This window comes from Petrachloros mirabilis, assembly GCF_975968855.1.
Map to the genome: position 1 here is coordinate 1 of NZ_CDLUDY010000161.1, position 5,101 is coordinate 5,101.

Below are 5,101 nucleotides of genomic sequence, written 5' to 3' on the forward strand. Positions count from 1 at the left end.
CTTCTACCGAATTGGTAATCACCCCGCTGTCATGCGGCCCATAGGTAGCGATGATTGCTTTGAGAATCTCCATTACCTTTTCATTGGTTTCGACACCCGCCACTCCCTGCTCAATCAACGGGAGCACTTCCTCGATGGCTTGATCGGAGAGGGTAAAGTTTTCCACCCGTTCTTTCCGCCGAAGCGAGGTCAGATCGTTATCGAGATCTTTGCTGAACGCCCCATAGGCAAATCGAAAGAACTCGAGGTGAAACCCCTTGAATCCTTTTCCAAACATCTGCAGTTCAGAGAGGAAACAGAGTTGTTGCAACTTGACGTCACTGAGCAGGCCGTGCGGCTCAGCCAGGTGCAGAACGTACAGCAGCAAGGCCCGATCGACGGTAATCTGTGCAGGTTTGCGCATGAGAGAAACTTTTTCTCGAGCCGTTGATAGGCAGCACTATAGACACCCGGGAGAAAGTCCGTCAATCGATCCCTCTTGACCCCTCCTCCCGTTTCGTCTTTAATGCCTCCCGTTCGGAGGGTGTTTCGTACGATGGCTTCCGGCAAGCACGCAAAAGAGATGGAAGTGCTCAAAGAGCACCTGGCGAAGCACCAGCTCAAATTCACTCGTCAAAGAGAACTCATCCTCAACGCTTTCCTTCGTCAGGAACACATTACAGCTGAAGCGATGTATCACCAGCTGGCCAAGACGGATCCGCATCTTGGATTGGCGACGATCTACCGTACGCTCAATCTCTTTTGTGACGCCGGTATCGCCCAAGCACGCCACTTCGGCTCACAAACTCAATACGATAACGTGTCGCACAAAGGACACCACGATCACCTCATCTGCACCGGTTGCGGGAAGATCGTGGAGTTTGAAAATTGCGAGATCGAGAAACTGCAAGAAGAAGTCGCCACCCGAAACGGCTTTACGATCCAGACTCACCGCCTCGAACTCTACGGTCTCTGCTCACGCTGCCGTCATTGACGGAGCACCAATTCATTTGCTAATATTTTGAGAGGGCTTATCAATTTCAATTAGGAGCGCCTGCGCCATGCCATTCTTTTCGACATCGATTGGTCTCACTTCGCGATTCAGTCGGTTTTTGCTCCCCTGCTTTGGAATCTTGTTGGCTTTGCAGCTTGTGCAGACGGCCACAATTCTAGCGGCTGACAGAATTACGATCTATTCAGGCCGATCGGAACGTTTGATTAAGCCTGTGCTCGACGATTTTACAGCGAAAACCGGCATTCAAGTGGACCTCCTCTCTTCCGGCACAACAGAACTGCTCAATAGGCTGAAAACGGAGGGAGACCGCACGGTGGCGGACGCATTCATCACGAACGATGCCGGAAGCCTCGAATTAGCCAGGGCAAACGGCCTGTTGCGACCGCTGAACATGCGAGAAATCGAACGGGCAATCCCCTCCCAGTTTCGCGCACCGGACAATGCCTGGATCGGCCTTTCAGGACGGTTTTGGATCATCGTCTACAACAAGACCCTCGTGAAACCTGACTCGCTCAAGTCGCTGCTCGATCTGGGCGACCCGGTATGGAAAGACAAGATTGCGATTCCGAACTCCGGCAGCGAATACTTGCAGGCCGGTGTCTCGGTCATTCGCGCCTCGCACGGGGATGCGAAGACAAAAGAGTTCCTGCAAGGGCTGAAGGAGAACGCAGGCGTCCAGGTGTACCAGAAGAGTTCTCAAATAGTTGACGCCGTCGCTAAAGGCCAAGTGGCACTTGGCATCGTCAACCATTATTACGTGAACCGTCATCTGGCAAAGAGTCCCTCCGCCCCGATCGCCGTGTTCATGCCGGATCAGCAGGAAGGCGGGATGGGAGCGATCATGAACGTCGCGGGAATCGGGATCACGAAATCGACCAAACATCTCGAGAACGCGAAACTGCTCGTGGAGTTTCTTGTGGCGCAAGCGGGGCAAAAACTCTTTGCCGACCTCGACAAAGAGTATCCGCTGCATCCGGATGTGAAAGCCGATCCGGCCCTCGTTGATCGTAAGAGTTTTCGTGTAGCCCAGGTCCCGCTGACTAAATTGGCGGAACTGAGAGAACCGACACTGACCCTTATCGAAGAAGTAGGACTCCGGTAATCGCAAGGAGTCCAGCGTGACCACGATTCGCCACCACCTGACGTCGCCGCTTCAACTCATTGCACTGGCGAGCGCCGGACTCATTCTCCTTCCTTTAGGCTACGTCACCTCGCAGGCTCTCCAGGCAGACCAGGCCATATGGAGCCGCCTCTGGACAACCCGGGTTCCCGAACTGCTGTCGAATACTATTTGGTTGGCGGCCTCCGTTGCCTGCCTGACCTTGATCCTCGGCGTAACCACTGCCTGGCTCATTGCGCGCGTAGAATTTCCCGGTCGCCGAATCTGGGAGGGAGCACTGGTGCTTCCTCTGGCCATGCCGACTTATGTGTTGGCATACGTCTATTCGTACTTGCTCGGATTCGGGGGACCGGTTGAACAGGTCTGGCAGCTTGTTGCAGGATCACAAGCACGGATATTTTCTCCCCATAGTTATCTGGGCGCCACCTTAGTTATGACCCTCGACACGTTTCCTTTCGTCTATCTGTTGAGCCGAAGCGCATTACTCAGCATGAACGTCTCTTTCGAGGAAGTGGCGCGTACCAGCGGGGTCACCCGCCTGAAAACGATGTGGCTGGTCACGCTCCCACTGATGCGCCCGTCGATCACCGCCGGTTTGGCCCTGGTTATCCTCTACGTCGTCTCAGACTTCGGTGCTGTCTCTCTCTTGCGATATCAAACGTTGACCTACGCGGTCTTTCAGCAAATGACAGGGCGATCGGACAACTCCGCAGCCAGTATCCTGAGCCTTCTCCTCGTGATTCTGGCTTTGATTTTCCTAGTCACTGAGCGATGGTTTCGCCACCGCAGCCGGTTCTATCAAACGACAGGCCGATATCGAGTTCCCCAACGGCAGCGCTACGGACGCCTAGGAACAACGCTTGTCATCAGCTACCTGGGATTCATTGTTGCAGCCTCCTTTGGCATACCGGCCTACCTGCTGGTGACATGGAGTCTGTCACCTGAAGCGATGGCGACCATCGATAGCCGCTTTTATGGATTTTTATGGAACAGCGGATTCTTAGCCGCTTGCGCCGCCACAGGTGGTGTCCTGATCGGCTTGCCCCTGGCCTATTTGGCGAATCGCCAGCCCACCTGGCTAAACCTCGGCTGTCTGCAAGCCGCCTATGCGGGGTACGTCCTGCCAGGTCCGGTGGCAGCCCTGGCTGTACTTGTCCTATGTCTCAACATCACACCTTTTCTGTATGGATCGGTAGTTGTTCTGATTGTTGCCTATGTAATTCATTTTTTACCAGCCGGATTGCAGTCGCTGGAACCGGCGCTCCAGCAAATTACGCCTAATCTCGAAGAAGTCGCACGCACGCTGGGTCTCAGCGTCCGCCGAACGTGGCAGCACGTGACACTGCCGCTCGTCCGCAACGGGTTCATCGTAGCCTGGGTACTCATGTTTCTCCAGACCATGAAGGAATTACCGGCAACGCTGCTGCTCCGACCGGTCGGATTCGATACATTAGCCATTCGCGTCTGGATGGAAGCAAGCGAAGAGTACTTTCAGTTGGCGGCTCCGTCGGCACTGCTTATCGTTCTGCTTAGCCTGCCGACCCTGGCCCTCCTCGTATCGAAAGACTGGCGCGCCGCTTGATGGAGTAATGATGATTTTATGAAACCGGATTTATCCTCGGCCAACCAGCACCACGGCGAATCGGCCTGGCAGGCCAATCTCTACAGCCCCGCTTCATCAGTCCTTGAATTGCGCGGGATTTCCTGTGCCTACGACGTCGGCAGGCCAGCCGTGCGTGACATCTCCTTCATGGCCAATGAGGGCGAGATCATTTGCCTCCTCGGTCCATCAGGCTGCGGTAAGACAACGATACTGCGGGCAATCGCAGGATTTGAACCGGTCCGTTCCGGGCAGATCTTCCTATCCGGGGAACTGGTTTCGGCACCCGGCCAGATCATACCTACGGAATTTCGGCGAGTCGGGATGGTGTTTCAGGAGTATGCCCTGTTTCCCCACCTACGTGTCCAGGAAAACATTGCGTTCGGGCTCCGCGACCTGAAACGAGGTGAAAGGAAAGCCCGCGTACAGGACATGCTTCGATTGGTGGGCCTGGAAGGATTCGAATGGCGCTACCCCCACGAGCTTTCTGGCGGCCAGCAACAGCGCGTGGCACTCGCGAGAGCGCTTGTACAAAACCCGGTGGTCCTGCTTCTCGACGAACCCTTCAGCAATCTCGATCCGGACATGGCCAGCCGCATGCGCCAAGAACTCCACACGCTCCTGCGCCGGACCAAGACCACGACTATTCTCGTGACGCATGATCATGAAGAAGCGTTCGCCATGGCTGATCGGGTAGCCGTGCTGAACCAGGGACGTCTGGAACAGTTCGCCACCCCTGAGACGATCTATCATATGCCGGCAACGCCCTTCGTAGCGGACTTCGTGGGCCAGGCGGATTTTATTCCCGGCACTGTTTCTCATGGCGTAGTACAGACTGAACTCGGCGAATTCCCGAACACACTGGAGTGCGAAGACGGCACAAACCTCGTCGTCATGATCCGCCCGGACGATATCCATTTGGTTCCGACCAAGGGGGCTCCCGCGCACGTGCTCTCGCGCCAGTTCAGGGGATCAGAGAACCTGTACGCTGTGAACCTCCCGTCGGGACGAGTTGTCCATAGCAGTCAGAGCTCGACAAGCGTGTACCAAGAAGGCACACCAGTTGAATTGCGGGTCCTCGCCTCCCATACGGTGTTGTTCAAAGAGCCGGCGTAACCGACAGGGTTTCATTCCTTTGTCCGTTGACAGCGGTTTTCACCTTCTGGCAGCATGCAAAGATAGCTAGACCCCGCCAGGCACTGCCCCTTACCTGAGGAGTTGAAGGAGTCGCTGATGGACGCGTTGAAGAACGCAGTCGACTACGGAGTTATTGGTCTGCTGTTGGCCTTGAGTGTCTGGTCTGTCGCCATTGCAGTCGAGCGCTGGCTGTTCTACCGTCGGATCGACCTCACACAGTTCGCCTCCCTGCAAGCCCTGGAAATTGCAC

Annotated in this window: 5 protein-coding genes; 4 read left to right on the plus strand and 1 reads right to left on the minus strand. The window is 55.5% G+C overall.

Going from position 1 to position 5,101, the window contains the following annotated elements; genetic code table 11:
* Positions 1 to 403 (minus strand): hypothetical protein (locus tag ACWVCN_RS06420; RefSeq protein WP_455244731.1); only part of this gene is annotated, 403 nt, incomplete at its 3' end.
* A 132-nt stretch (positions 404 to 535) separates the two neighbouring features.
* Between ACWVCN_RS06420 and ACWVCN_RS06425 the strand changes: the two genes are divergently transcribed.
* The 4 genes from ACWVCN_RS06425 to ACWVCN_RS06440 all read left to right on the plus strand — a co-directional run bounded on the left by ACWVCN_RS06425 (position 536) and on the right by ACWVCN_RS06440 (position 4,830).
* On the plus strand, positions 536 to 973 hold the full coding sequence (locus ACWVCN_RS06425) for a Fur family transcriptional regulator (RefSeq protein WP_455244732.1): 438 nt from the start codon (positions 536 to 538) through the stop codon (positions 971 to 973).
* A gap of 67 nt (positions 974 to 1,040) precedes the next feature.
* A complete protein-coding gene (locus tag ACWVCN_RS06430) occupies positions 1,041 to 2,096 on the plus strand; it encodes an extracellular solute-binding protein (RefSeq protein WP_455244733.1) in 1,056 nt (351 codons plus the stop codon).
* Between the two features lie 16 nt (positions 2,097 to 2,112).
* Positions 2,113 to 3,696, plus strand: coding sequence for an ABC transporter permease (locus ACWVCN_RS06435; protein WP_455244734.1), 1,584 nt, complete (start codon positions 2,113 to 2,115; stop codon positions 3,694 to 3,696).
* Between the two features lie 18 nt (positions 3,697 to 3,714).
* Positions 3,715 to 4,830, plus strand: coding sequence for an ABC transporter ATP-binding protein (locus ACWVCN_RS06440; protein WP_455244735.1), 1,116 nt, complete (start codon positions 3,715 to 3,717; stop codon positions 4,828 to 4,830).
* Positions 4,831 to 5,101: the final 271 nt, after the last annotated feature.

Bases quoted from the DNA above. Each gene is read 5' to 3' on its own strand.
- ACWVCN_RS06425 (WP_455244732.1), top strand. From the start codon at position 536: ATGGCTTCCGGCAAGCACGCAAAAGAGATGGAAGTGCTCAAAGAGCAC.
- ACWVCN_RS06430 (WP_455244733.1), top strand. From the start codon at position 1,041: ATGCCATTCTTTTCGACATCGATTGGTCTCACTTCGCGATTCAGTCGG.
- ACWVCN_RS06440 (WP_455244735.1), top strand. From the start codon at position 3,715: ATGAAACCGGATTTATCCTCGGCCAACCAGCACCACGGCGAATCGGCC.